Below are 22695 nucleotides of genomic sequence, written 5' to 3' on the forward strand. Positions count from 1 at the left end.
GCCGAGTGGCATCGCGGGGATATCAGGCGGTGTAAGCGACATCGAAATCCAGGCTCGCGGGCAGTTCTCGGCGCTGGCTGATGTTGATCTTCCGGTAGACACGGGTCAAGTGTTGTTCCACCGTGGAGATCGTGATGTAGAGCTTAGCGGCGATCTCCCGGTTGGTGTAGCCGGAAGCTGCTAGTGCTGCGACCCGGCTCTCGGCATCGGAGAGTTCGGAAAAGGCGGCAGTATCCTCGCCCGTACGGGTCGCTTCCGACAGGGCCGAACGGGCCGGAGTGCGCTGCAGCGAACGGGACAACTCCTCGGCGCCGCAGCTGTCCGCGAGCCGCAGGGCCCGGCGGGTCATCAGCCGGCTGGTGTCCAGATCGCCGAGCAGCTTGTGCGCCTCCGCCAGATCCGCCAGCGCCCGCGCCATCTCGTACCAGCCGCCGCTCGCCTGGAGCACCCCCACCGCCTGCTGCAGCAGCGCGATCCGCTCGTTCAGCGGCCGGGTGGCGGCCAGGACCCGCAGCGCGGCGCCCCGGGTGCGGGACGAGGACTCCCCGGCCAGCTCCAACTGCTCCTCCGCCAGCCGCGCCGCCCGCTCCTGGCCGCCCAGGGTCAGCCAGGTCTCGGCGGCGCCCAGCCGCCAGGTCAGGGTGGCGGGCGAGTCCAGGCCCCAGGCGGCCATCTTCTCGCCACAGGCGCGGAAGTCGGTGAGGGCCGCGTGCTGCCGGCCGGTCGCCAGCTGATGGCGGGCCCGTGCGTAGAGGTAGTGCAGCCCGAAGCGGTTCCGGTACATCTCCTCCGGCACCGGGCGGGCGAGCAGTTCGGCCGCCGCGTCGTGGTTGCCCATCGCGGTGTGCGCGTTGATCAGCATCCCGAGCGGCATGCCGACGGTGACCCCCCAGCCGCGCGCCGGAAGCTCCTCCAGCGCCCGCTCCGCGTACCGGACCGTGTCCCGCAGCCGTCCGACGCGCAGCGCGATCTGGGCCCGCAGCACACAGAAGTAGGCCAGCAGCGCCTTGGCACCGCGCTCCGAGGTCTCCTCGATCAGCCGGTCGCACCAACTGGTGGCGGTGGCGTGGCGGTCCGCGTACACCAGCGTCTGCAGCGCGGCGTGCACCGTCAGCATCGTCCGGTCGGAGAGCCGGACGGTCTCCAGTACCCGCTCCGCGGCCCGCACGGCGCGCTCGTCGACACCGCGGCTCAGTACGGTCCGCAGCGCCCGGAACGCGGTGAGCTGGGGCGACTCCGGGGACTGGTCAGGCGACAGCGGGCCGATATCCCAAGGGCCGTCGGACTCCTCCTGGTCCAGGAAGGGCCGCAGTTCGGGGTGGTCGGGGTAGGTGGAGGACAGCGCGAGCCGGATGGTGCGCAGCCCGGTGTCGAGATCGGTGCCCGGGTGCTCGGCGGCGGCCCGGCTGACCTGCTCCAGCGCGGCGGCGGCCTCGCCCATCCGCCCCAGCCCCAGCAGCCCGATGACGACCGGGATGGTCTGCGGCGCGGGCAGCAGCCCGCTGCCGGCCGGACCGGCCAGCGCCTGCAGCCGCCGCATCTGGGACAGTGGGTTGAACGGCCACATGGCCTGCACCATGGTCGCCTGGAGCTGCAGCGCCTCGCGCTCGTCGGTGCTGTACCGGTCGGCCATCTGCAGGCAGTTCATGGCGAGTTCTCTGCGGTCCGCGGCGATGGCGTGCACGGCCGCGTCGCACAGCGCCTGCGAGATCCACTCCTCGACCGGCCCGGGCGCCTCGTGGCTGAGCAGATGGCGGGCCACGTCGATGGGGTCGGCGCCCTCCTCGTACAGCAGCCGGGCGGCCCGCAGGTGCAGCGGGCCGAGCTCGTGCAGCTCCAGATCGTCCAGCAGTACGGTGCGCACCGCGTCGCTGCGGAACCGCCCGCCGTGCAGGATGCCCACCTCGGTGAGCAGCCCGACGGACTGCCGGACCAGCCGCTCCTCGACCTCGATCAGCCTGCTCAGCAGGGGAACGGACGTGGCGTCACCCAGCAGCGCGACCCCGTGGGCCACCCGGCGGTGGGCCGGGCCGCCGCGGTACACGCAGGACAGCGCCGCCTGCCGGAACAGCTCCCCGGCCACCGGGGCGTCCGTCCCGGGCGCGGGGTCGAGGGGGCCGCGGGTGAGGCGGGAGAACCGGTCGTCCAGGAGGCCGCGCAGCAGCAGCAGATTGCCGCCGGTCATCTCGTGGTACGCGGCGGCATGGCGCCCGGCCTCCGCGGTGCCCAACTCCTGGGTCAGCAGCGTGGAGACGCCCGCGACGGTGAGCGGGGCGAGCCGGACATGGCACACCTTCGGCTCGTGCAGCAGCTCGTCCAGGGCCGTGGCGGCGGGGCCGGTCAGCGACCCGCGGCTGACCACGACGGACAGCGCCTCCGAGCGGCAGCGGCGGATGCCGTACGCCAGGCAGCGCAGCGACGGAAGGTCGGCGAACTGGACGTCGTCGATGGCGATCAGCAGGGGGGCGTCCCCGGTCAGTTCGTCGAGCGTGCGGTGGAAGTCCTGGAGCAGCGGGAGTTCGGCCTCGACCGGGCCGTGCGGGTTCCGGAGCGCCTCGAGGCCGGGCCGCGGCCGGGAGGGCTGCAGATGGGCCGGCATGCCCTGGTAGAGCTGCTCGAGCACGGCATAGGGGAACTTCTGCTCCGAGGCGGAGGCGACCGCGGGCAGGACCCGGACGCCGCGTCCACCCGCCGTGTCCGCCACGGTGTGCAGAAGTGCGGTCTTTCCCGACGTAACGGCGCCGCTGATCACGGCGAGCCGGCTTCCCTCGCGGGCGCCCTCGAAGAGGAGCCGATTGAGCCGGGCTATCTCCTGATCGCGCTCCACCAACACGTACGAAACACCTTCCCCGATTTAACGTATGCGCAGGGGTCTTGAAAGCGAATCACCGTGCATGGCGCACCTGGTAATGCATCGTCCCCCGAGTCGAAAATGCCGCGCCGCTGTTGTGCCCCAGATCCCTTCCGTTGTTGACACCCTGCGCGGCGGTATGGCTGCTCTGTGTCATGTCGCGTCTTCTTCCGCCCCTCCCGGCCGGGTTGGGCATGCCAGCCCAGGATCAGGGGTATGGGGCGGATGCGCACTCTAGCAGTGCTGTTGGTAGGAAAAGATGACCGTCTCGTCACGGGAGAAACTGTTCGATTACGGTTTCGTCCCCGTAACCGAGTTGTGAAGCCACGCGTCGACTCTCAGATCGCGCTTCGCCGCTGGTGGCTGGGGGGTTGCTGGGGGTAACACCCCTGTCGGATGTGAAAGTTGCGCAAAAGTGTCGGAAACTACTGAACCTCGAGTTCGCCCCCTCGCGTCCCGTTGTGTGTGTTTCCCCTGTTCCATGGTCGTAGCCATCGTCGCCCCAGGCGTCCATTAGCATCGCCGCGGCCGCCGAATGGGCTGCGGTGTGTCATGGGCCACTATGGGAACGGCTACTAGGGAAGCGACTAGTTGTCCGAGAAAACGGGAGGAAGTGCGCGTGGTCAACCAGAAGTTGACATTTGTCGTCGGCACCGGCCGGTGCGGTTCGACGGCTCTGTCTCAGGTCATCAATATTCATCCGGATGTTCTCAGCATCAATGAATTGTTCGCCAGCATTCCCGATGCGGAGATGCTGGACGAGGCTCCGCTGAGCGGCCCGGAGTTCTGGGGATATCTGTCCCGGCCCAATGTGGTCACCAATAGCATGATCAAAAATGGCGCCACTCCGCCCGAGTTCCTCTACCACAGGATGCCCAAGCGGCGGTTCGACGCGGAGACCACCGGTATTCCGGCCATCAGCGTCATGGTGCTGCCCCATCTGACCGACGATCCCGACGCGCTCTTCGACGAGTTGGAGTCCGAGGTCACCTCCTGGCCCACCCGCCGTCCGGCAGATCACTGGACGGCCCTTTTCGCCTCCCTCGGCGCACGGTTCGGCAACCCCGGTGCCGTCGTCGAGCGGACCGGCCTGTCCATCGGCCGCGTGCCGGAGATGCACCGCGCCTTCCCCGAGGCGCGCTTTGTGCACCTCTACCGCGAGGGCCCCGACTGTGCCGTCTCCATGAGCCGCCACTTCAGCTTCCGGATGATCCCGATGCTGTGGGAGATGGCCATGCACCTCGGTCTGGAGACCCCGCAGCAGCTGACGCCGCAGCACGCGGCCCAGCTCCCGCCCGACCTGGCACCGCTGCTGAGCGACCGGTACGACCCGGCGCTGGTGATGGAGCGTCCCATCCCGCTCAGCGCGTTCGGCACCCTGTGGTCCGAGACGATCGTCGACGGTCTGCGGAAGCTGGACGAGGTCCCGGCGGAGCAGCGCACCGCGCTGTCGTACGAGACCCTGCTGGAGGAGCCGGAGAAGGAACTGATCCGGCTCGCCGAGTTCATCGGGGTGGAACCGCACCGCACCTGGCTGGACGCGTCCATCGCCCACCTCGACGGCGGACGGCCCGGCGCGGCGCGGAAGCTGCCCGAGGCGGAGCTCACCCCGCTGCTCGAATCCTGTATCCCGGGCACGCGGGCGCTGGTCGCCCACCAGTAGGGCGCGCGTCGTCACCCGGCGACGGCCGCTCACCCCGAGGCCGGTCGCCGGGTGGCGCCCTGCTGCCTTGCCCTGGGCCATCTGTCCTGGCCCATCTGTCCTGGGCCATCTGTCGTGGGCACGCTGTGGCCAGGCGTCCATAGCCCGTCCATAGCCGGTGCCTATCATCGTGGTGTGCAGTTGCATCAGCTGCGTTATTTCGCCACCGTCGCGGAGACCCGGCACTTCACCCGCGCCGCGGAGCTCCTGCATGTCGCCCAGCCCTCGCTGTCCCAGCAGATCCGCGCCCTGGAGCGGGAGCTGGGAGCCGATCTCTTCCACCGGGCGCGCGGCAATATCGCCCTCACCGACGCGGGAGAGGCACTGCTCCCGCTGGCCCGCCAGATCCTCGCCGACGCCGAGACCGCGCACCGCGAGGTCCAGGAGGTCGCCCAGCTACGGCGCGGCCGAGTGCGGCTGGGGGCCACGCCGAGCCTGTGCGCCAGCTTCGTCCCCGATGTGCTGCGCCGCTTCCACGACGAGTTCCCGGGCATCGAGCTGATCGTGGACGAGGGCGGTTCCCAGGACCTGGTCCGCACGCTCTCCGCGGGCGAGCTGGACCTCGCGCTGATCATCACCCCGCTGCCCGGCCAGGCATCCGCCCTCGCCGCCACCGAGCTGTTGCGGGAGGAGTTGGTGGTGGCCTCCTCGCCCGCGTCCCCACCCCCCACCCGGCGTCGGCGGATCCTGGTCGAGGATCTGCGGGACCGGCCGATGGTGATGTTCCGGCGCGGCTACGACCTGCGTGAATTCACCACGGCGGTCTGCCGGGCGGCCGGGTTCGAGCCGTCCTTCACGGTCGAGGGCGGCGAGATGGACGCGGTGCTGGGCTTCGTACGGGCCGGGCTCGGCATCGCCGTACTGCCGGGCATGGTGGCGGCCCGGTCCGGGCTGCGGATCACGCCGTTCGCGGGCCACGATATGCAGCGCACCATCGCCGTCGCCCACCGTAAGGACGTCGCGCCGCCCCGGGCCGCGCGTGAGCTGCGCCGGGTGATGCTGGAGCATCTGCGGACGGCGGCCGCGGGGGAGTTCGGCCTGCCGCCGAACACGACGCGACTGCTGCCGTAGCTGTGAGGGTGCGGGGGCGATGCGGAGCGGGTGGTGCGAACCGTAAGGCTGCTGCGAGGCGTGTGCCACGGGACGGGGCGGCGGTAAGGCCGCCGCGAGGGTCGTGCCGTCAGCCCCAGATCGCGTGGGCCAGCGCCGCACCCGCGAAGGCGGCGCCCACCCCGGCCGCCACACTCAGCACCACATTCGCGACGGCGAAGAGCCGGGCGCCCTCCTCGGTCAGCCGCAGGGTCTCGTACGAGAACGTCGAGTACGTCGTCAGCGCCCCGCACAGCCCCGTGCCCAGCAGCAGTTGCAGCCGCTGGGACGCCGCCCCCTCCGCCGCCGCGCCGGTCAGCAGGCCCAGCACCAGACAGCCCACCACATTGACCATGAACGTGCCCCAGGGGAAGACCGAGTCGTGCCGTGCCTGGACCGCGCGGTCGGTCAGATAGCGCAGCGGGGCACCGACCATCCCGCCCGCGATCACCAGCAGCCAGTTCACCGGGCCCGGCCCCGGGGGTGCACGATCTCGACCGGGTCGACCACCACGAGGCCGTCACCCACGATCTCCTCCAGCTCGGGCAGGAAGGACCGCACCCGCTCCTCCGTATCGATCATCACGATGGCCATGGGCAAATCCTCGCCGAGCGACAGCAGCCGCGAGGTGTGGATCAGAGACGAGGAGCCGTACCCCTCGACGCCGCGGAACACGCTCGCACCCGCGAGCCCCGCGCGATGCGCGCGGTGCACGATCTCGGCGGACAGCGGCTTGCGATGCCAGGTGTCGTTCTCGCCGATGAAGACGGTCAGCCGCAGCGCGGGCTCGCCGGTCACCGGGCCGCCCTCCCGCCGCCGTAAGCGCCCAGGACACCCCGGGCCGCCGCCACGGCGGCCCATACGGCTGCCATCGCCACCACGAGCGTCCCCGCCAGATAGGCGAAGGCGATCGCGAAACGGCCGTCCTGGACCAGTCGGGTGAAGTCCACGGCATACGTCGAGAAGGTGGTGAAGCCGCCGAGCACACCGGTGCCGAAGAAGGGCCGTACCAGCCGGTGGGCCGTCCACATCTCGGTGATCAGCACCAGGAAGACGCCGATGACCGCGCAGCCGACGGCGTTGACCAGCAGGGTCGTCCAGGGGAAGGCGCTGGACGGGGTCGGCCACAGCAGCGACGCCCCGTAGCGTGCCGTCGCCCCGAGCGCGCCGCCCACCGCCACCACGCCCACCACGGGGCCCTGCCCCCGCCAGGGGTGATGCCGGGCGGGCGGGGCCGGGCCGGTATCGGGGTCGATGGGCTCGTCCACCACATCCGACCGTGAGCTGCCCATAGGCATCAGGCTACGTCGTGACGGCGACACCGGCCGACCGGGGAGGACGACGGAAGCGGACCGGGGAGGACGGCGCGATGCGGCCCCGGGAGGACGGTGGAAGCGGCCCCGGGAGGACGGCGCGGACGTGCGCGGACGTACGGGAGGCGGTCAGTGATCCCGGCGCGCCACGAAGTCGCACAGCGCGTGCAGAACCCGCGTCGCCGGCTCGTCCGGCAGTCCGTTCACCGCGGTCCGGGCGCGCAGCAGCCGGGCGTGCATCACCGTCCGCGCCTCCGCCAGCGCCCCGCAGCGGTGCAGCAGCGCGACGGCCCTCGGCAGCCCGGCGCTCTCCGGGGCCGCGGTGGCGGCGGTCAGCAGGGTGCGCAACTCACCCGCCTCCGGCCGCTCGTCGGCCAGCGCCAGCAGCACCGGGAGGCTGGCGACGCCGATCGCGAGATCCTTGCCCTGTTCCTTGCCGGAGACCTCGGAGGTGGAGGTGATGTCGAGGATGTCGTCGGATATCTGGAACGCGATTCCCAGATGTTCTCCGTATTCGGCGAGCGCCTGGACGGCAGGCTCCGGGGCGCCCGTCCGGACCGCCCCCAGTTGCAGCGCCATGGCGATGAGCGAGGCCGACTTTCCCGCGACCACGGTGAAGTAGTGGGAGAGCGGATCGTCGTCGTCCGAGGGGCCGACGAGTTCCCGTATCTGCCCCATGATCAGCCGATTGGTGACCTTGGACTGCAATCGGATGGCTTCCGGGCCGAGTTCCGCGGCGAGCTGGGCCGCCTTCGACAGCAGCCAATTGCCCGCGAGTATGGCGGTGGTGTTGCCCCAGCGGGCGTTGACGCTGGGAACCCCGCGCCGGGTGCGGGCCTGGTCCATGACGTCGTCGTGGTAGAGCGAGGCGACATGCACCAGCTCGGCCAGGGTGGCGGCCCGCACGGCGGCGGAGGGATCGCGCTCGCCGAACTCCGCGCCGACCAGCGCCAGAAGCGGGCGCAGCCGCTTTCCGCCGGGGCCGAAGAGATGTCCGGCGACTTCCGCGACCCAAGGGTCCCGGGCCTCGGTGGCGAGAGCGCGGAGCTGCTCCTCCGAGGCGTCCATCCCGCGTTCCAGACGGGCCGTGAGCGCGGGGTCGCCGGTGGTGAGCTCCATGGCCATGGAGCCTCTGGACTCGGTTGTGGCGGACGCGACCATGCCGCGGACCGTAGACGAGGGACACGCCGGAACACTGAATTCCGTCAGGAAGGTGCCATTTCCGTATCCCAGGCTTTTTCCCAGGGCCCTCGGGGAACCCCTCGGCGGGTGCCCGCTCCGGCCGGTACCGTCAAGCCTGTCGACGCCGATCGCGAGCGAGGAGAACAGTGATGAGCAACCCCTTCGAGAACCCCGACGGCCGCTATTTCGTGCTCGTCAACGAGGAGGGGCAGCACTCCCTGTGGCCGGCCTTCGCCGAGGTCCCCGCGGGCTGGACGGTCGCCCACGGCGAGGACGACCGCCAGGCGTGCCTGGACTACGTCAACGAGCACTGGACCGATATGCGGCCCAAGAGCCTGATCACGGCGATGGACGGCAGCTCGGCCTGACCGCACCCGCACGCGGTTGGCAGTTTCCGGCCGTATCTCTTCCCTTTTGGCGCCGCATGGCCTGAACGCGTGCCTTACGGTCGCGACGGGCCCCACGGCGTTACGTTGACGGTGTGACGACGGACGCGAACGCCGACCTTCCGGCGACCATGCGGGCATGGGTGGTCCCCGCCCCGGGCCGGATCGAGCAGGTGGAGCTGCCGGTGCCACGGCCGGTGGAGGACGAACTGCTGATCCGGGTCCGGGCCTGCGGGGTGTGCCGCACCGATTTGCATGTCCGCGATGGCGATCTGCCCCCGCACCGCAGCCCCGTCGTCCCCGGCCACGAGGCCGTCGGCGAGGTCGTCGCGGCGGGCTCGCGGGCGCACGGCCCCGGCCCCGGAGTCCGGCTCGGTGTCCCCTGGCTGCGGCGCACCTGCGGCCGCTGCCGGTACTGCCTCCGGGGCCAGGAGAACCTGTGCCCGTCCTCGGAGTACACCGGCTGGGACGCGGACGGCGGCTACGCCGAGTACGTCACCGTACCGGCGGCCTACGCCTATGAGCTGCCCTCCGGATACACCGACGAGGAACTCGCCCCGCTGCTGTGCGCCGGCATCATCGGCTACCGCGCCCTGCGCCGGGCCGACCTGCCGCCGGGCGGGCGGCTCGGCATCTACGGTTTCGGTGGCTCCGCCCACCTCACCGCCCAGGTCGCCATCGCCCAGGGCGCCGTCGTCCACGTCCTGACCCGCTCACCCGCCGCCCAGACCCTCGCGCTGGAACTCGGCGCCGCCTCCGCGAACGACTCCTACGACCGCCCGCCCGAGCCCCTGGACGCCGCCATCCTCTTCGCCCCGGTGGGCCAACTGGTCCCGGTCGCCCTGGAGGCCCTGGACGCCGGCGGCACGCTGAGCATCGCCGGGATCTACCTCTCGGACATCCCGTCCCTCGACTACGACCGCCACCTCTTCCGCGAACGCACCGTGCGCAGCGTCACCGCCAACACCCGCGAGGACGGGCGCGAATTCCTCGCCGCGGCCGCCGAGGACCGCGTCAGTGCCACGGTCACGCCCTACCCCTTCGACCGGGCGGACGCCGCCCTCGACGACCTCGCCGCCGACCGTGTCAACGGGGTGGCGGTCCTGACGATGCCGCACTAGCGCGAGGGGCCGGGCGCTACATCCCTGGGACCTCTACGACTGGGACGTCTACGACTGGGACCTCTACGACCCTGGACCGGTTGTCGCTCACTCCGGCGGCCCCGGCCGGCGGCCGAGCGGGGAGATGCGGCGGTATCCCGCCCGGGCGTTGACGATACGGGCGAGCGCGGTGCCCGCGACGGCCGCCGCCAGGAGGCAGGCGAGCCAGCCGGTGTCGCGGTCGCCCGCCCAGGAGAGCCGCCCCGCGGGCGGAATGGCGAAGCCGTTGAGGAACAGCCAGCACAGCGCCGCCGTACCGGGCGCCGCGACGAATCGCGCGCACAGCCCCAGCAGGGCGGCCAGCAGCGAGAGCCCGATCAGGGCGAACACCGGGCGGCCATGGCCGCCGAGGAAGTTCAGGGTCACCACCAGCACCAGCGCACCGAGGAAGGCCCCACCCCAGACGACGGGAGTGGCGACCGGGTCGGGAACCGGCCTGATGCCTGTGCTGAGCCGCCTCCACTCAATCATGGGCACCATCCTCCTCTGGGCGCCATCCTTCCCGCCTGTCGATGGCCACCCCACCTTTACGCGGTCGGCATCGTCCCATCGCGCCCTCACTCACCGGCCCTCATTACCAATTCTTTGCCATTCGTTAGGGTGGCATGAGACTCGAGCGACGAGAGGGATGATTGTGGGCGCTCCGCGGATGAGCAGTACGCCATTGCCCGGCATCGGGGTCCGCTACGACCTGACGACACGAGAGAACAGGCTGCTGGCGGTCATCGCGCACCGCGACGGAGACCGGACGCTGAGTGCGTACCGGAAGGAGGATCCCGATGAGTGCGCCCTGTCCACCAGGCTGACCGCGGGGGAAGCGGAGGCGCTCGTCGGAGTCCTGATGCCGACCCATCACAGCCCGAATCTGCTGTCCACGACCGAGCTGGGGCTGGTGGCCGAGCGGATCGAGCTGTCGTCCACGTCGTACTGGAACGGGCGGGTGCTGGGCGAGACGCGGATGCGGACCGAGACCGGCGTCTCGATCGTGGCGGTGCTGCGCAGGGCGGAGGCGATCCCCTCCCCGACCCCGGACTTCCGGCTGGCCGGTGGGGACGAGCTGATCGTGATCGGTACCCGCGAGGGTGTGGAGTCGGCCGCGGCGATACTCGGGCGGGTGTAAGCCCATGCATTCGTCTGCCGTCTTTCTGATCGAGTTCGGCGCGGTCATCCTGGGCCTCGGGCTGCTGGGGCGGCTGGCCGGACGGTTTCAGTTCTCCCCGATCCCGCTGTATCTGCTGGCCGGACTGGCCTTCGGCGAGGGCGGGCTGCTGCCGCTGGGGACGAGCGAGCAGTTCGTCGCGACCGGCGCCGAGATCGGCGTCATCCTGCTGCTGCTGATGCTCGGCCTGGAGTACACCGCCAGCGATCTGGTCAGCAATCTGAAGACCCAGTACCGGGCCGGGCTCGTCGACGCGGTGCTCAACGCGCTGCCCGGCGCCGTCATGGCCCTGCTGCTGGGATGGGGGCCGGTGGCCGCTGTCGTGCTGGCCGGCGTCACCTGGATCTCCTCCTCCGGCGTCATCGCCAAGGTCCTCCGCGATCTGGGCCGGCTCGGCAACCGCGAGACCCCGGTGATCCTGAGCATCCTGGTCCTCGAAGACCTGGCGATGGCCGTCTATCTGCCGATCGTCACCGCCCTGCTGGCCGGTGCGGGCCTGGCAGCGGGCAGTGTCACCCTGGCCATCGCCCTCGGTGTGGCCGGTCTGGTGCTGTTCCTGGCCGTCCGCTACGGCCGGCACATTTCCCGCTTCGTCTCCAGCGACGACCCCGAGAAGCTGCTGCTGGTGGTGCTCGGGCTGACGCTGCTGGTGGCGGGGATCGCCCAGCAGCTCCAGGTGTCGGCGGCCGTCGGCGCGTTCCTGGTGGGCATCGCCCTGTCCGGGGAGGTCGCCGAGGGCACCCATCATCTGCTCAGCCCGCTGCGGGATCTGTTCGCCGCCGTCTTCTTCGTCTTCTTCGGCCTGCATACGGATCCGGCCAGCATCCCTCCGGTGCTGCTGCCCGCCATGACGCTGGCCGTCCTCACCGCCAGTACGAAGATCGCCACCGGCTACTGGGCGGCGCGGCGGGCCGGGATTTCCGAACGGGGCCGCTGGCGGGCCGGGGGCACGCTGGTGGCCCGGGGCGAGTTCTCGATCGTCATCGCGGGACTCGCCGTCACCGCCGGTATCGAACCCTCGCTGGGCCCGCTGGCCACGGCGTATGTCCTGATCCTGGTCGTCCTCGGCCCGCTCACCGCCCGCTGGACGGAGCCTGTCGCCCGGCGGGTCACGGCCCGGCTGGCGGCGCGCCGCGAGGCCGCTGCCGCGGCGGCGGTCGAGGGCGGGGTCGAGAACGGGGGCGATGGCGTGGCGGAGGAGCCGCGGGAGACAGTGGACGACCCCGATGCAGTGGGGCGCCGTTCATAACCGTTCGCCGGTGCGTACAGGGAGGGCCGCGGGGAGCTCCGCGGCCCTTCCGCGCGTCTCAGCCCTGGTCCGCTTCCTCGTGCCCTGAGTCCCTCAAGTCTTCCAGGCCCCCTAAGCCGTCTAAGTCTCCTAACCCCTCTAAGTTCCCTAACGCGTCGCCGAGCCCGGCCGCGACCATGCCGCCCACGGCCCCGGCCGCCGTACCGGCCGCCGTACCGGCCGAGATGCCCGAGGCGATCGCCCCGGTGCGGGGCGTGTGGGCGGCGCGGGCCTCGATGAGCGCCCGGATCCAGGAGTCGACCTCGGCGGTCCAGTCGCGATGATCGAGGCCCTCATGGCTCACGGTGTGGCGGCCCATGGCGGCAGGGCCACCGGGAAGGCGCTTGCCGGGGGAGGACGGACCGGGGAAGGACTCGCCGCGGGAGGCCACGCCGGAGAAGGGCCTGCCGCGCTTGTCGGCCTCCAGGACGACCTCCATGCCGTCGGGGCCGGTGAGAAGGGTCAGCGCGACTTCGTTCATGTCGTGGATGTACCGCGGGGCGGGGGTGAGCTCGATCTGCTGGTGGAAGGGGAGCGTCTGCCCGGTGCCGGCGATATGGCCGAGCCGCAGATCGGCGGCGACGAGGCCGAAGCCGAGCCGCCCCAGCGCCCCCAGCACGGCTTCCTGGACCGGCAGCGGGCGCACGATCAGCTCTTCCGGATCGCCGTGGTCCTTCTCGCCTGCCGACGCGAGCTCGATCCGGATGCCCAGGACGACGCCCAGCGGCTGCCCGGACAGCTCGGTGAGCGGGGTTTCCCACGGTATGTGAAGGGTGAACGGAACGTCTCTGTGCTCTCTCGTGTCGAGCCGGAACCCCCCGCTGAGCCGGAGACGGTCCAAGACCACGCCGCCCGCGCCCTCCTCGCCGCCGTGCCCCGCCTCGACCCTGGCGACCAGCTCCAGTGCGAGGTGCTCGATATCGCAGGCACTGCCTCCGCCCCGGAGCCGCACATGCCCCTGCACCACCCCACCGGGGCGCACCGGCCCCCGGTCCAGGACCGTGTCCACGACGGGTCCGCCGACCCCGAGCGAGCCGAGCACTCGTTTGAACACCATCGCGGCGTCCACTCCTTCGCTGTCACTGGGTTCGTTCTCTGTTCCGTGGGGGGCATGCGTGGAACGAATGGGATGGTAAAGGGATTCCCATGCATACCTTCTGGGATGGCAAAACCGGCCGGGGGTGGTGCGGCCCCGACCGTCAGCGTCCGCGACGGCCCAGCTCAGGGGCCCTTCGGCGAGTCCCTCGTCCGGTCGAACACTTTTCGGGATTCGTTCGGCCGTACCCGACGCCACCCTTCCGGGTGACTCGGATCGGGCGGGGGAAACGGTCCGCTTCCACCAACGCCCGCTCGTGGAGAGCCATCTGATTGGGTCCTCCGGCCATGGGTAACCGGGGCTGGACCCGGGGCGCACGACGGGCGGGTGCCGTGCGGAGAGTGGAGTATGTCCGCATAGGCGGGTGCCCGAATGTGGGGCGCCTGCTCATCCGCACCCCGGAGGACGGGAGGAACCGATGTCACGTGTGCGACGGGTGAGATCGGCGCTGCTCAGCGCCGCGGCGATCGTCGTGAGCGCGGGGATCCGGCGTTGGCGGCACAGGTCGTCGCGGAAGGCCCGGCTGGCCGACGCCCAGAACGGCGGCCGATGGCAGACGGTCACCGTCAACCGGCCGCCTACGGACGTATGGGCCGAGGCGCTGCCGGAGCCGCTGGAGCGCTACGGAGACCGGCTGGAGATCCGGATCCGCCCGGCGCCCGGGAACTGCGGGACCGAGCTGGCGGCGCGGACGAAGGATCAGCCCTCGCGGCTCGCCATCGCCCTGCCGGGCAGGCTGGCCGGTCAGGACCTCCGCCCGGAGGTGCGCCGCGCCCTGCGCGAGGCGAAGTCCCAGTTGGAGGGCGGCACGGGCAAAGCCGTAAGGGCGGCACGTACAAAGCCACAGCCGTAAGGGCGGCACATATAAAACGAAGGGCTGTGGCCGCGTGGTTTTCCGTCCGGGCGGCTGACTTCCGTCCGGGCGGCCGACTTCCGGCCGGGCGGCCGACTTCCGGCCCGGTCCGCTCAGGACGCGGTGATCGACAAAGGACCTCTACGGCGAGTCGGGTCCGAATCGCCGTCCCGCTTCGGGTAATGGTGGGCGAATCAATACAACGTATTCGTCGGCCGGTGCCGCCGGCCGCCCCACATGCATCCTGCCGAGGAGCGGACACGGACATGGCGACGACAACCAAGCCCGAATTTCAAGCTCCCGCCGAAACCACCAAACTCGGCAGCATCGTGGTCGACTGGCTCACCACCACGGACCATAAGAAAATCGGACACCTGTACTTGGTGACCGCGTTCGGTTTCTTTCTCATCGGCGGCCTTCTGGCCATGGTCATGCGGGCCGAACTCGCCCGACCCGGACTGCAATTGGTCAGTCCCGAGCAGTACAACCAGGCTTTCACCCTGCACGGCACGCTGATGCTGCTGTTCTTCGCCACGCCGGTCTTCGCCGGATTCGCCAACGAGATCATGCCGCTGCAGATCGGTGCCCCGGATGTCGCCTTCCCCCGGCTGAACATGTTCTCGTACTGGCTCTTCGCCTTCGGCGGACTGATCGTGATCGGCAGTCTGCTCACCCCAGGCGGCGCGGCCGACTTCGGCTGGACGGCCTATACGCCGCTCAGCAGCAAGGCGCGCACACCGGGCGTGGGCGGCGACATGTGGGTGATGGGTCTCGCCCTCTCCGGCTTCGGGACGATCCTGGGCGCCGTCAACTTCGTCACGACCATCGTGTGCATGCGCGCCCCGGGAATGACGATGTTCCGTCTGCCCATCTTCACCTGGAACATCCTCTTCACCTCGATCCTGGTGCTGCTCGCCTTCCCCATCCTGGCGGCGGCCCTGCTGGTGCTGGAGGCGGACCGTAAATTCGGCGCGGTCGTCTTCGAGGGGGCCAACGGCGGGCCGATGCTCTGGCAGCACCTCTTCTGGTTCTTCGGCCATCCCGAGGTCTACATCATCGCCCTGCCGTTCTTCGGGATCATCACCGAAATCATTCCGGTGTTCTCCCGCAAGGTCGTCTTCGGCTATATCGGTCTGGTGGGCGCCACCATCGCCATCACCGGCCTCTCTGTGACGGTCTGGGCCCACCATATGTTCGCCACCGGAGCGGTGCTCCTGCCGTTCTTCTCCTTTATGACGTTCCTCATCGCGGTGCCGACCGGGGTGAAGTTCTTCAACTGGATCGGAACCATGTGGCGTGGCTCCCTCTCCTTCGAGACGCCGATGCTGTGGTCCATCGGCTTCCTGGTCACCTTCCTGTTCGGCGGGCTGACCGGGGTGATCCTCGCCTCGCCTCCGATGGATTTCGAGGTCCACGACAGCTATTTCGTCGTCGCCCACTTCCACTACGTGGTCTTCGGCACGGTGGTCTTCGCGATGTTCGCCGGATTCTATTTCTGGTGGCCCAAGTTCACCGGCACGATGCTCGATGAGCGCCTCGGCAAGATCCACTTCTGGACCCTGTTCATCGGCTTCCACGCGACCTTCCTGGTGCACCACTGGCTGGGCGCCACCGGTATGCCGCGCCGCTATGCCGACTATCTGGCCGCCGACGGCTTCACCACGCTGAACACGGTCTCCACCATCGGCTCCTTCCTCCTGGGCCTGTCCACCCTGCCGTTCATCTACAACGTGTGGAAAACCGGGAAGTACGGAAAGCGGGTCGAGGCCGACGACCCCTGGGGGTGGAGCCGCTCTCTGGAATGGGCCACGTCATGCCCGCCGCCCCGGCACAACTTCCTCACCCTGCCGAAGATCCGCTCCGAATCCCCCGCCTTCGACCTCCACCACCCCGAGGTCATCCCCCACGAGGTGGCCACGTCCAGCAGGCCGCCCCTCCCCGGGGCGGGGCGCACCGACGGCGAGCCCGGCCCCGAAACGGGCGGCGACACCGGGGACCGCAAGGACTGACCCCCTCTGAGGGCTGCCCCTCTCGGGGGCCGGGTCCGGGGCAAGCCGCGCACTCGCGCACTATCGCATCCAACCGGAAACGCGTACTATCGCGTCCGGTCGCCGATGGCTGCCCAACTTCCCCCGCATTCACCCGAGTTCCCCGAGGAGCACATCCATGCCCACGCTGCTGGATCCGGTCCTGGACCTGCTGATGCTCCGCGGCACCGTCACCGAGGCCGAACCGATAGCCGCCCGCATGCGCCGGCTGCGCATCGAGGGCGACACCCTCGCCGGGCTCGACGTCCGCCCCGGACAGCAGGTGCGCGTCCTGGTCGGCTCCGGGCTGACCCGCCGTACGTACTCCGTATGGCGCTACGACCCCTCCGGCGCCATCGAGTTGTGCGTGCTGGACCACGCCGAAGCGGGGCCGGGGGCGAGCTGGGGCAGGAGTGTCCAGGTCGGCGAGCGGGTGCGGCTGGGCAAACCCGAGGGGTCGTTCACGCTCCGACCCGAGGCCGCCCACCACGTCTTCGTCGGGGAGGAGACGGCGTCCGTCCCCTTCGGCGCGATGCTGGCCGCACTGCCGCCCGGGGCGCGGGTCTCCGGCTGCGTGGAGACGGAGACGGCCGCGGACCGCCTGCCGCTGCCCCACTCGGACCGCCTCAACTGGCTGACCAGGGGAGACGCTTCACTCCCGGACGCGGTACGACGCCTCGCCCCCGAACCGGGCGGGATCGCCTACGTCGCCGGCGAGGCCCGTACCGTGCAGCGGGTGCGGCAGGCGCTCGTCCGGGAGGCGGGCTGGGACCGTCGCGCGGTACTCACCAAGCCGTTCTGGACGCCGGGCAAGCGGGGCATGGAGTAGAGCGGACGGGTCCCGCGCCTGCCCCTGATCGCCGGGAAGCGCCCGGGGCCGTGCCGTGCCCGGTGGGAACCGGTTCCGAACAGCGAGAAGACCCCCTCCGCTACGCGCGGTCGGTCGTTTCCTCGCGGGTCAGGTGGGGTTGGTGCGCGGTGATTCGCGCAGGAGTGGCCGCAGGCGGAGGAGGACGTCGACCTGGGCGGGGTTGTAGAGGTCCCTGATGGCCTTGTCGACCGTCTGCTGGGCGAAGTGCGTTCCACCCGGGGCATCGGCGTGGAAGTCCCACAGCCCGGGTACCTCCGCGTAGAGCGCGCGGAGGTAGGGGGCAAGGCGCTTGGCCATGTCCTGGCGGGCCCGCTCGTCGGTGTCGGCGGGCAGGTCGTTGAACTCCGAGGCGACGGGATAGTTGGGAAGGGTTTGCAGCATCTCGGCGTAGGTCTGCATACCTTGTGGCCCGAGGACTCGGGCGAGAACGACGACGACCGCACGGTCGGCGTCGGACAGTTTTGCCGCGGCGGCGGCCGGGGCGAGTTCGGGCGGCAGGTCGGTCGACGCGGCCTGGCGCAGGATGAGGTCGACTTCGACGCGGGCCCGCTGGAGTCGCTCGATGGCGGCGGCGAGTTCGGTGTCGAGGGTACGCAGGGCTTCCGCGGGGTGGTCGTCGGCGTCGCCCATGGCGGCGATCTGGGACAGGGAGAACCCGAGGTCGGTCAGGCGTCTGATCCGCAGCGCCCGGACGAGGTGGGCGACGCCGTACTGCTTGTAGCCGTTGGCGCGCCGCTCGGGCTCCTCGAGCAGTCCGACCTCGTGGTAGTGCCGCACCGCCCGCAGGCTCGTGCCGGCGAGCTCGGCGAGCTCGCGGGTGCTCCAGGCCACGACCGTCCCCTCGTTCTAAAAAAGGCGGCTCCGTCGACGCGGTCGCGTCGACGGGTGCCAGTCGAAACTGTGCCGTGGCGGCATGGTCAAGCGCGGCCGGCCGGGAAACCATATAAGTGGCGTGGAACACTCGCTTCAGGGGTTGAGTGTGCCGCGATGACCAGCTCTCGTCGGCACTGACACAGTGCCCTGCCGGAGCCAGAAGGCACGCAGCCGCTCTCAGGTCTGGCCTCACGCTCACATGCGTCGTGGGAAACGGAGGGTTGATCGGCCGGTCCGCCTCAGCCGGGGTTTCGGCGGAAGTGCGGGATGATCTTCTCCCCCCATTGCCGGATGGTCTCCAGGCACGCTTCTTGCGGAACGGTGCCCATTTGGATCAGGCAGATCACTTCGTCCACGCCGGTCTCGGCGATGCGTTCCACGTGCGCTATGGCCGTCTCCGCCGTGCCATAGGCATGCTCGGTGTTGTAGGAGCCCACATATTCCGGCCGCAACGGAACACCGGATTCATGGAGACTGTGCACAACTTCTTCTTTTGTGTGGGCCAGTGCGGCTCCGCCGTCGCCATTTGTATCCTGTTGCGGGACTGGGCCGTTTCCGTACCAGTGCCTTGCTGACTCTACGAAGAACTGCTGTCCGCGGACCCCGATGGTGCGAGCGCGATCGGCATCGTCCAGGACGACGGTGGGGCACACGACAGCGAAATGGTCATTCGCGTGGGAGGACACAAAGTGCTGGCCGGTGCGTGCCGCGAGAGCGGCATCGTAGGTGCGGCGCAGTGTGCGGACCATGTCGGGGCCGGCGAAGCCGAGAACCAGCGCGCCTACGCCGAAGTCGGCGGCCAGCTTGAGCGTTTCTTTCTTGCTGCATGCCATGAACAGGGGAGGGTGGGGGGCCTGCAGAGGGCGAGGAAGGATGGCGCCGGGGCCGATATCGATCGATCCGTGCCACTCGAATTGCTCTTTCTGCCAGGCGCTCCCGAAGATGCGCAGTGCTTCCTCCAGTTGCGGGCGGGTGTCTTCCGGCTTGACGCCGTACAAGGACATCTCCTGCCGGCCGGCCCCGCGTCCCGCGCCGATGTCAACCCGTCCGCCGGACAGGACGTCGAGCATCGCGGCGCGCTCGGCGACCCGCACCGGATGCTGATAACCGAAGGGCATGGTCACCACACCGTGGCCGATACGAATGCGGGAGGTTCGGGCCGCCACCCAGCTCAGAAAGATCTCCGAGGCGCTCATGTGTGAATACCACTTCAGCCCGTGATGTTCCACGGCCCAGACGCGGTCGAAGCCGACCTCGTCGGCCAGCACGGCCTGTTCGACAGAATTCCGCAGCATCCGGCGTTCACGCTCGGGTGTGGGTGAGGCCAACTGGCCCACGATAAAGAGGGAGAACTGCATCAACTGCTCCTGAGAGGGCCGTGTACTCCATTGTGGTACCCGCGGCAAAAGGTGCCCGGGGACTGGCCCCGGGCACCTTTCATTTCAGCGGGGTGCGTCGGTCAGAAGTGGGTGCACCCGGTGCTCGCACTGGTGCCGGTGCATAGCGTGGAAGCCGCGTGCTGCTCGTAGGGCGACTCGTCGGTCTCCATCAGCTGCAGTGCCAGGACCTCTACCATGTCCATGGTTCTTCCTTTCTCTTTATCTCTTTCTTGAAAACGGTCTGCCGCAGGCCGCGGTGGACCGTCCCCTCCCGGAAACTGGGAAGGGAGTCTTTTGAGGGGGGTTTCAGAGGAGGCTGTCGACGGTGAAGAACATGTCTCCTCGGCCGTCCAGCAAGCGGGTCAGGGCCAGCAGGACGCCCGCTGAACCGCTCCACAGATCGGCCGTGAACTTCATCAGGTACTCGCCGTGGAAGCGGGCTCCGCCGGAACCGGAATGCGCCACGGCGTGGCTGAAGAGCCCTCGCGCCGCGTCAATCGCTGCCGCGTGTCCAGTGGACGTGCCGGTGAGGCCGGCGTGTTCGGCCAGAGCGAAGACCAGACCGGACTGCCCCTCGTACAGGCCCGCATAGAGAGTCGTCGCCAGCGTGCTCGCTTGTATCGCCTCGTCCACGGCCCTGGCGAGGTCCTCGTCCGCCACGGGCAGGAAACGGGCGGCGACGAGGGCGAAGCCGGCGGAGCCCCGGTACAGGTAGGGGTACAGGCGGGAGTCGGCGGTGGAGACGCGGAAGCCGATACCTCCTCCAGGAAAGGGATCGGCCATGGCCGCTTCCTGCCGCAACAGCTCCAGGCCGCGCCGTTTGGCGTCCTCGTCCCCCAGCAGGCGGTAGAGGTAGTAGTCGAGCAGCGCGATACCGACGCGTCCGTGCAGCAGCCCGGTCACGCCCTCGCTCTGCAGCACGGACGCGAGCCCGTCGCCGTCGGGGATGCGGGCACGCAGCCGGGAGGCGGCTGTCAGGTGGTTCTCGTCCCCGTCGTGTCCGTACAGCGCCAGGTGCGTCAGGGCGACCCCGGCGAGGCCTTCGCCGAGGGTGGCCCGCTGTGCCAGGACGGGATGCTTTTCGGCGGCTTCCAGCAGGACGCGTGCCTCGTCGCGCATACCCTGGTCGGCCAGCACCCAGGCGATGCCGGCATTGCCGGTGTGCAGTCCGGGAGCAGCCCGGTCGGCCATCTCAAGGCTCTCGGTGCGCATCCGCTTCAGCACCGCCTCCGGAGCGGTGCGCCCCGCATGGTGCAGGGCGTGGACCACTCCGGCAGTGCCGTAGGGCACCCCGTGCCGATGAGTGTGATAGCCCCGTGGCACCGTCGGGAAAACCACCCGCCCCTCCGGCTCGGCCATGGCGAGCAGCGCATCGGCAGTCGCTTGCTGCAGCCGGCGCAGACTCGCTGCCGGATCGTCATCCACCTCACGGGGAGTGGGAAGAGGGCTGGCGGCATCGAGGGAAGTGAAGGTGGCTGCCCGCTCCCACAGGTCGTGCGGCATCGGCACCCCGGAATCGCGGGAGACGCGGTGGCGCAGATGGTGCAGGACGGCCGGTTCCCGCTGGATGACGTGGTTCTTCATGCCGAAAGCCATGAGCTGAGCGAGGGCGGCGAGTCCGTAGCGGTCGCAGTACGTCGGGTCCTCACGCATCCGCTGCTCAAGCCGCTCTGACGGCTCATCCGGGAAGTAGCCCGGGGTGCCGTAAAGCGGGGCGGGCTCGCCGATCCGGGCCGCCGTCTCGAAGTCGATCAGCCGCACCTGGTCGGCGTCGTCCACCAGCACATTGCGGGGGCTGACATCGAGGAACACATAACCGGCCCCGTGCAGCCGCTCCAGGCAGGCCGTCAGCTGGTCCAGAATGTCTTGGCACCGGCGCCAGTAGGCCCTGTGGTCGGCGGCATCCGAGCCGACGATGAATCCGGGGTAGTTGTAGGTGACCCAGTCCAGTAGCGAATGGCCGGGAACCAATTCCGTGACCAGATAGCTGTGTTCCCAGTGGCGGAAGAAGCCCAGGGGTTTCGGCGCCAGCCCCGGCGCCTGTTCACCCAACGCCTGCAAGACACGGTGCTCGTGCGCCAGCAGGTCCGGTGCGGCTTTGCCGTCCGGATGCAGCCCGTTGTGGGCACGCGCTTCCTTGACGAACACCTCCTCGCCGGTATCGGTCCGCACCGCCCGGTACGCGCCGCCTCCGTTGGAATGCCGCAGCACCGACTCAAAGCGCAGACCCTCGAAGGAGATTCCCTTCCGCTCCCTATCCTGTGGGCGCGCCGGAGTTTCCGCCTCGTGCGCGAATGGATCGGTGACCCCGGCGGGCAGCGTAAAGGCCAGCCCCCTTACATCGGGCACCAGTTGCCCGGTGGCATCCGGCACCATCAGCTCCTCGACTCCGTCGGGCTGCATCACCGGAATGGTCTCGAACGCGCCGTAGCGGTACGACACCACCCGGGACCCGGGCCACCGGCGGTCACCGAGAATGTAGGGCCCCTCTTCGCCGGGCGTCGCCTCGGCCAGTGCCTCCATCAGTTTCCTGGCGGCGGCCTCATCGGGAGGATAGGCGGCGATGAACTTTCCGCTCTGCGGGCGAAAAGCCTGCTTGTGGTGGAGCAGAACAAAGAAGAGCGACGAGTGCAGATGCTTGAACGGAACGTCCTGCTCTACGCAGACAGTCGCCGCAGCGTCGAGGATGTGCTGAGCCCGCTCGTAGGGCGCGGAGACATGCACTTTCCAGCCATGGGTGACGGACGGCGCGCTCGGCGGCCCGTAGACGGTCCAGAATGCCGACCGCTGCCGATTCCAGTCACTCGGGACCATGCTCGCGCTATAAACGGTCCCTTCGTACTCGGCCTCTTCCAACGGGCGATAGAAATCCCTGTGTGCTTGCACGTACGGCAAATAATCCATGACGCCACCTGATGTGTTGAGCGGCCAGTTCGCCATTCAACGTCGGAACCGGATCGGCCAGCACTCACCTGCCGACGACCGACAGTCAAAACTATGCCGCCAGGGCATGGTCAACTTCCGTCCCCCGCGGTACTGCGCGGCGGGTACGGCGGCGAGCACGCCGCCGTTTGAATACCGGACGCGGAATGGTGTGGGCTTGGCTTCGTCATCGACGTCGACCTCACCCAGGCGGCACGCGCCGTAGCGCCCGTATCCCGGCAACTGTCCGTAGAGTTACGGGAGTTGCTGAGCGACCTGTATTCTGCGGATCCGAAACACGGCGTGCAGCACGGCAGAGACACTCCGCGCGAAGCACTCCCCGTGGCGGGACCGCACTGGAACGAGGTTGACGTCGGCGTCAACGCGGCCCTGTTCGAGACGAGCCTCGCCATCGCGGGCACACGCAAGCACCTCGGAGAAGACCCCGATGTGGACTGGGTGGCACTCGACCCCGCGCTCGGCTGAGCGTACAAACGACGCGCGCCGGCCAGAGCAGAGACCAGAGACCAGAGCCGAGAAGCCA

General features: G+C 69.6%; 21 protein-coding genes. 10 read left to right on the top strand and 11 right to left on the bottom strand.

Features of this window, described 5'->3' with window-relative positions; genetic code table 11:
- Window positions 1-22 precede the first annotated feature (22 nt).
- Window positions 23-2833: a LuxR family transcriptional regulator gene (locus J5X86_RS08490; protein ID WP_208516167.1), complete on the bottom strand. Its 2811-nt coding sequence runs from the start codon at window positions 2831-2833 to the stop codon at window positions 23-25.
- Window positions 2834-3413: 580 nt separating this feature from the next.
- On the opposite strand from J5X86_RS08490, the gene J5X86_RS08495 reads away from it, so the two are divergent.
- Together J5X86_RS08495 and J5X86_RS08500 are read left to right on the top strand one after the other, a co-directional pair.
- On the top strand, window positions 3414-4514 hold the full coding sequence (locus J5X86_RS08495) for a sulfotransferase (RefSeq protein ID WP_243979917.1): 1101 nt from the start codon (window positions 3414-3416) through the stop codon (window positions 4512-4514).
- A 174-nt stretch (window positions 4515-4688) separates the two neighbouring features.
- Window positions 4689-5624, top strand: a complete 936-nt coding sequence (locus J5X86_RS08500) for a LysR family transcriptional regulator (protein ID WP_043241119.1) — start codon at window positions 4689-4691, stop codon at window positions 5622-5624.
- A 109-nt stretch (window positions 5625-5733) separates the two neighbouring features.
- Here the strand turns inward: J5X86_RS08500 and crcB (J5X86_RS08505) are convergent, their stop codons facing one another.
- From crcB (J5X86_RS08505) to J5X86_RS08520, 4 genes are all read right to left on the bottom strand, one after another.
- The gene (gene crcB, locus J5X86_RS08505; protein WP_208516169.1) at window positions 5734-6108 is read right to left on the bottom strand and encodes a fluoride efflux transporter CrcB; all 375 of its coding nucleotides are present in this window, start codon (window positions 6106-6108) and stop codon (window positions 5734-5736) included.
- Complete coding sequence (locus tag J5X86_RS08510) at window positions 6105-6440, bottom strand: DUF190 domain-containing protein (RefSeq protein ID WP_078641480.1); 336 nt, start codon at window positions 6438-6440, stop codon at window positions 6105-6107. The genes crcB (J5X86_RS08505) and J5X86_RS08510 overlap by 4 nt, the downstream gene beginning before the upstream one ends.
- Complete coding sequence (gene crcB / locus J5X86_RS08515) at window positions 6437-6934, bottom strand: fluoride efflux transporter CrcB (RefSeq protein WP_208516170.1); 498 nt, start codon at window positions 6932-6934, stop codon at window positions 6437-6439. Before crcB (J5X86_RS08515) ends, J5X86_RS08510 begins: the two co-directional genes overlap by 4 nt.
- Before the next feature lie 150 nt (window positions 6935-7084).
- Window positions 7085-8116: a polyprenyl synthetase family protein gene (locus J5X86_RS08520; protein ID WP_208516171.1), complete on the bottom strand. Its 1032-nt coding sequence runs from the start codon at window positions 8114-8116 to the stop codon at window positions 7085-7087.
- A 170-nt stretch (window positions 8117-8286) separates the two neighbouring features.
- On the opposite strand from J5X86_RS08520, the gene J5X86_RS08525 reads away from it, so the two are divergent.
- Both J5X86_RS08525 and J5X86_RS08530 read left to right on the top strand, forming a co-directional pair.
- Complete coding sequence (locus J5X86_RS08525; RefSeq protein ID WP_243979919.1) at window positions 8287-8505, top strand: MbtH family protein; 219 nt, start codon at window positions 8287-8289, stop codon at window positions 8503-8505.
- A 149-nt stretch (window positions 8506-8654) separates the two neighbouring features.
- Window positions 8655-9644: a zinc-dependent alcohol dehydrogenase family protein gene (locus tag J5X86_RS08530; RefSeq protein WP_208516542.1), complete on the top strand. Its 990-nt coding sequence runs from the start codon at window positions 8655-8657 to the stop codon at window positions 9642-9644.
- Window positions 9645-9731: 87 nt separating this feature from the next.
- Here the strand turns inward: J5X86_RS08530 and J5X86_RS08535 are convergent, their stop codons facing one another.
- Window positions 9732-10154, bottom strand: coding sequence for a hypothetical protein (locus J5X86_RS08535; RefSeq protein ID WP_208516173.1), 423 nt, complete (start codon window positions 10152-10154; stop codon window positions 9732-9734).
- A 178-nt stretch (window positions 10155-10332) separates the two neighbouring features.
- Between J5X86_RS08535 and J5X86_RS08540 the strand changes: the two genes are divergently transcribed.
- Entirely contained in the window at window positions 10333-10803 is a 471-nt protein-coding gene (locus J5X86_RS08540; protein ID WP_078641476.1) for a cation:proton antiporter regulatory subunit, read from the top strand.
- Between the two features lie 4 nt (window positions 10804-10807).
- Window positions 10808-12091: a cation:proton antiporter gene (locus tag J5X86_RS08545; protein WP_208516174.1), complete on the top strand. Its 1284-nt coding sequence runs from the start codon at window positions 10808-10810 to the stop codon at window positions 12089-12091.
- A 58-nt stretch (window positions 12092-12149) separates the two neighbouring features.
- Here J5X86_RS08545 and J5X86_RS08550 read toward each other — a convergent pair whose 3' ends face one another.
- Window positions 12150-13187 (bottom strand): sporulation protein, encoded by a 1038-nt coding sequence (locus tag J5X86_RS08550; protein WP_208516175.1) that lies wholly within the window; start codon window positions 13185-13187, stop codon window positions 12150-12152.
- A 457-nt stretch (window positions 13188-13644) separates the two neighbouring features.
- Here J5X86_RS08550 and J5X86_RS08555 point away from each other — a divergent pair, with 457 nt between their 5' ends.
- The 3 genes from J5X86_RS08555 to J5X86_RS08565 all read left to right on the top strand — a co-directional run bounded on the left by J5X86_RS08555 (window position 13645) and on the right by J5X86_RS08565 (window position 16935).
- The gene (locus tag J5X86_RS08555; RefSeq protein WP_208516176.1) at window positions 13645-14079 is read left to right on the top strand and encodes a hypothetical protein; all 435 of its coding nucleotides are present in this window, start codon (window positions 13645-13647) and stop codon (window positions 14077-14079) included.
- A gap of 266 nt (window positions 14080-14345) precedes the next feature.
- Window positions 14346-16088, top strand: a complete 1743-nt coding sequence (gene ctaD / locus J5X86_RS08560) for a cytochrome c oxidase subunit I (protein WP_208516177.1) — start codon at window positions 14346-14348, stop codon at window positions 16086-16088.
- Window positions 16089-16245: 157 nt separating this feature from the next.
- The gene (locus tag J5X86_RS08565) at window positions 16246-16935 is read left to right on the top strand and encodes a siderophore-interacting protein (RefSeq protein WP_208516178.1); all 690 of its coding nucleotides are present in this window, start codon (window positions 16246-16248) and stop codon (window positions 16933-16935) included.
- Window positions 16936-17064: 129 nt separating this feature from the next.
- Here the strand turns inward: J5X86_RS08565 and J5X86_RS08570 are convergent, their stop codons facing one another.
- The 4 genes from J5X86_RS08570 to lanKC form a co-directional block, all read right to left on the bottom strand.
- Window positions 17065-17808 (bottom strand): MerR family transcriptional regulator, encoded by a 744-nt coding sequence (locus tag J5X86_RS08570; protein WP_208516179.1) that lies wholly within the window; start codon window positions 17806-17808, stop codon window positions 17065-17067.
- A 281-nt stretch (window positions 17809-18089) separates the two neighbouring features.
- Complete coding sequence (locus J5X86_RS08575; protein WP_208516180.1) at window positions 18090-19208, bottom strand: LLM class flavin-dependent oxidoreductase; 1119 nt, start codon at window positions 19206-19208, stop codon at window positions 18090-18092.
- A gap of 101 nt (window positions 19209-19309) precedes the next feature.
- Window positions 19310-19432: a hypothetical protein gene (locus J5X86_RS51915; RefSeq protein ID WP_279595174.1), complete on the bottom strand. Its 123-nt coding sequence runs from the start codon at window positions 19430-19432 to the stop codon at window positions 19310-19312.
- 103 nt (window positions 19433-19535) lie between these two features.
- Window positions 19536-22169, bottom strand: a complete 2634-nt coding sequence (gene lanKC / locus J5X86_RS08580; RefSeq protein ID WP_308124476.1) for a class III lanthionine synthetase LanKC — start codon at window positions 22167-22169, stop codon at window positions 19536-19538.
- Between the two features lie 285 nt (window positions 22170-22454).
- Between lanKC and J5X86_RS08585 the strand changes: the two genes are divergently transcribed.
- A complete protein-coding gene (locus J5X86_RS08585; protein WP_208516182.1) occupies window positions 22455-22637 on the top strand; it encodes a hypothetical protein in 183 nt (60 codons plus the stop codon).
- Window positions 22638-22695: the final 58 nt, after the last annotated feature.

It is taken from the genome of Streptomyces sp. NEAU-YJ-81, from assembly GCF_017592595.1.
GTDB lineage: Bacteria > Actinomycetota > Actinomycetes > Streptomycetales > Streptomycetaceae > Streptomyces > Streptomyces hygroscopicus_B.

Coding starts and splice junctions, on each gene's coding strand:
- J5X86_RS08495 (WP_243979917.1), top strand. CDS start 3,414: ATGGGAACGGCTACTAGGGAAGCGACTAGTTGTCCGAGAAAACGGGAG.
- crcB (WP_208516170.1), bottom strand. CDS start 6,934: ATGGGCAGCTCACGGTCGGATGTGGTGGACGAGCCCATCGACCCCGAT.
- J5X86_RS08520 (WP_208516171.1), bottom strand. CDS start 8,116: ATGGTCGCGTCCGCCACAACCGAGTCCAGAGGCTCCATGGCCATGGAG.
- J5X86_RS08525 (WP_243979919.1), top strand. CDS start 8,287: ATGAGCAACCCCTTCGAGAACCCCGACGGCCGCTATTTCGTGCTCGTC.
- J5X86_RS08530 (WP_208516542.1), top strand. CDS start 8,655: ATGCGGGCATGGGTGGTCCCCGCCCCGGGCCGGATCGAGCAGGTGGAG.
- J5X86_RS08535 (WP_208516173.1), bottom strand. CDS start 10,154: ATGATTGAGTGGAGGCGGCTCAGCACAGGCATCAGGCCGGTTCCCGAC.
- J5X86_RS08540 (WP_078641476.1), top strand. CDS start 10,333: ATGAGCAGTACGCCATTGCCCGGCATCGGGGTCCGCTACGACCTGACG.
- J5X86_RS08545 (WP_208516174.1), top strand. CDS start 10,808: ATGCATTCGTCTGCCGTCTTTCTGATCGAGTTCGGCGCGGTCATCCTG.
- J5X86_RS08550 (WP_208516175.1), bottom strand. CDS start 13,187: ATGGTGTTCAAACGAGTGCTCGGCTCGCTCGGGGTCGGCGGACCCGTC.
- J5X86_RS08555 (WP_208516176.1), top strand. CDS start 13,645: ATGTCACGTGTGCGACGGGTGAGATCGGCGCTGCTCAGCGCCGCGGCG.
- ctaD (WP_208516177.1), top strand. CDS start 14,346: ATGGCGACGACAACCAAGCCCGAATTTCAAGCTCCCGCCGAAACCACC.
- J5X86_RS08565 (WP_208516178.1), top strand. CDS start 16,246: ATGCCCACGCTGCTGGATCCGGTCCTGGACCTGCTGATGCTCCGCGGC.
- J5X86_RS08575 (WP_208516180.1), bottom strand. CDS start 19,208: ATGCAGTTCTCCCTCTTTATCGTGGGCCAGTTGGCCTCACCCACACCC.
- J5X86_RS51915 (WP_279595174.1), bottom strand. CDS start 19,432: ATGGACATGGTAGAGGTCCTGGCACTGCAGCTGATGGAGACCGACGAG.
- lanKC (WP_308124476.1), bottom strand. CDS start 22,169: ATGGCGAACTGGCCGCTCAACACATCAGGTGGCGTCATGGATTATTTG.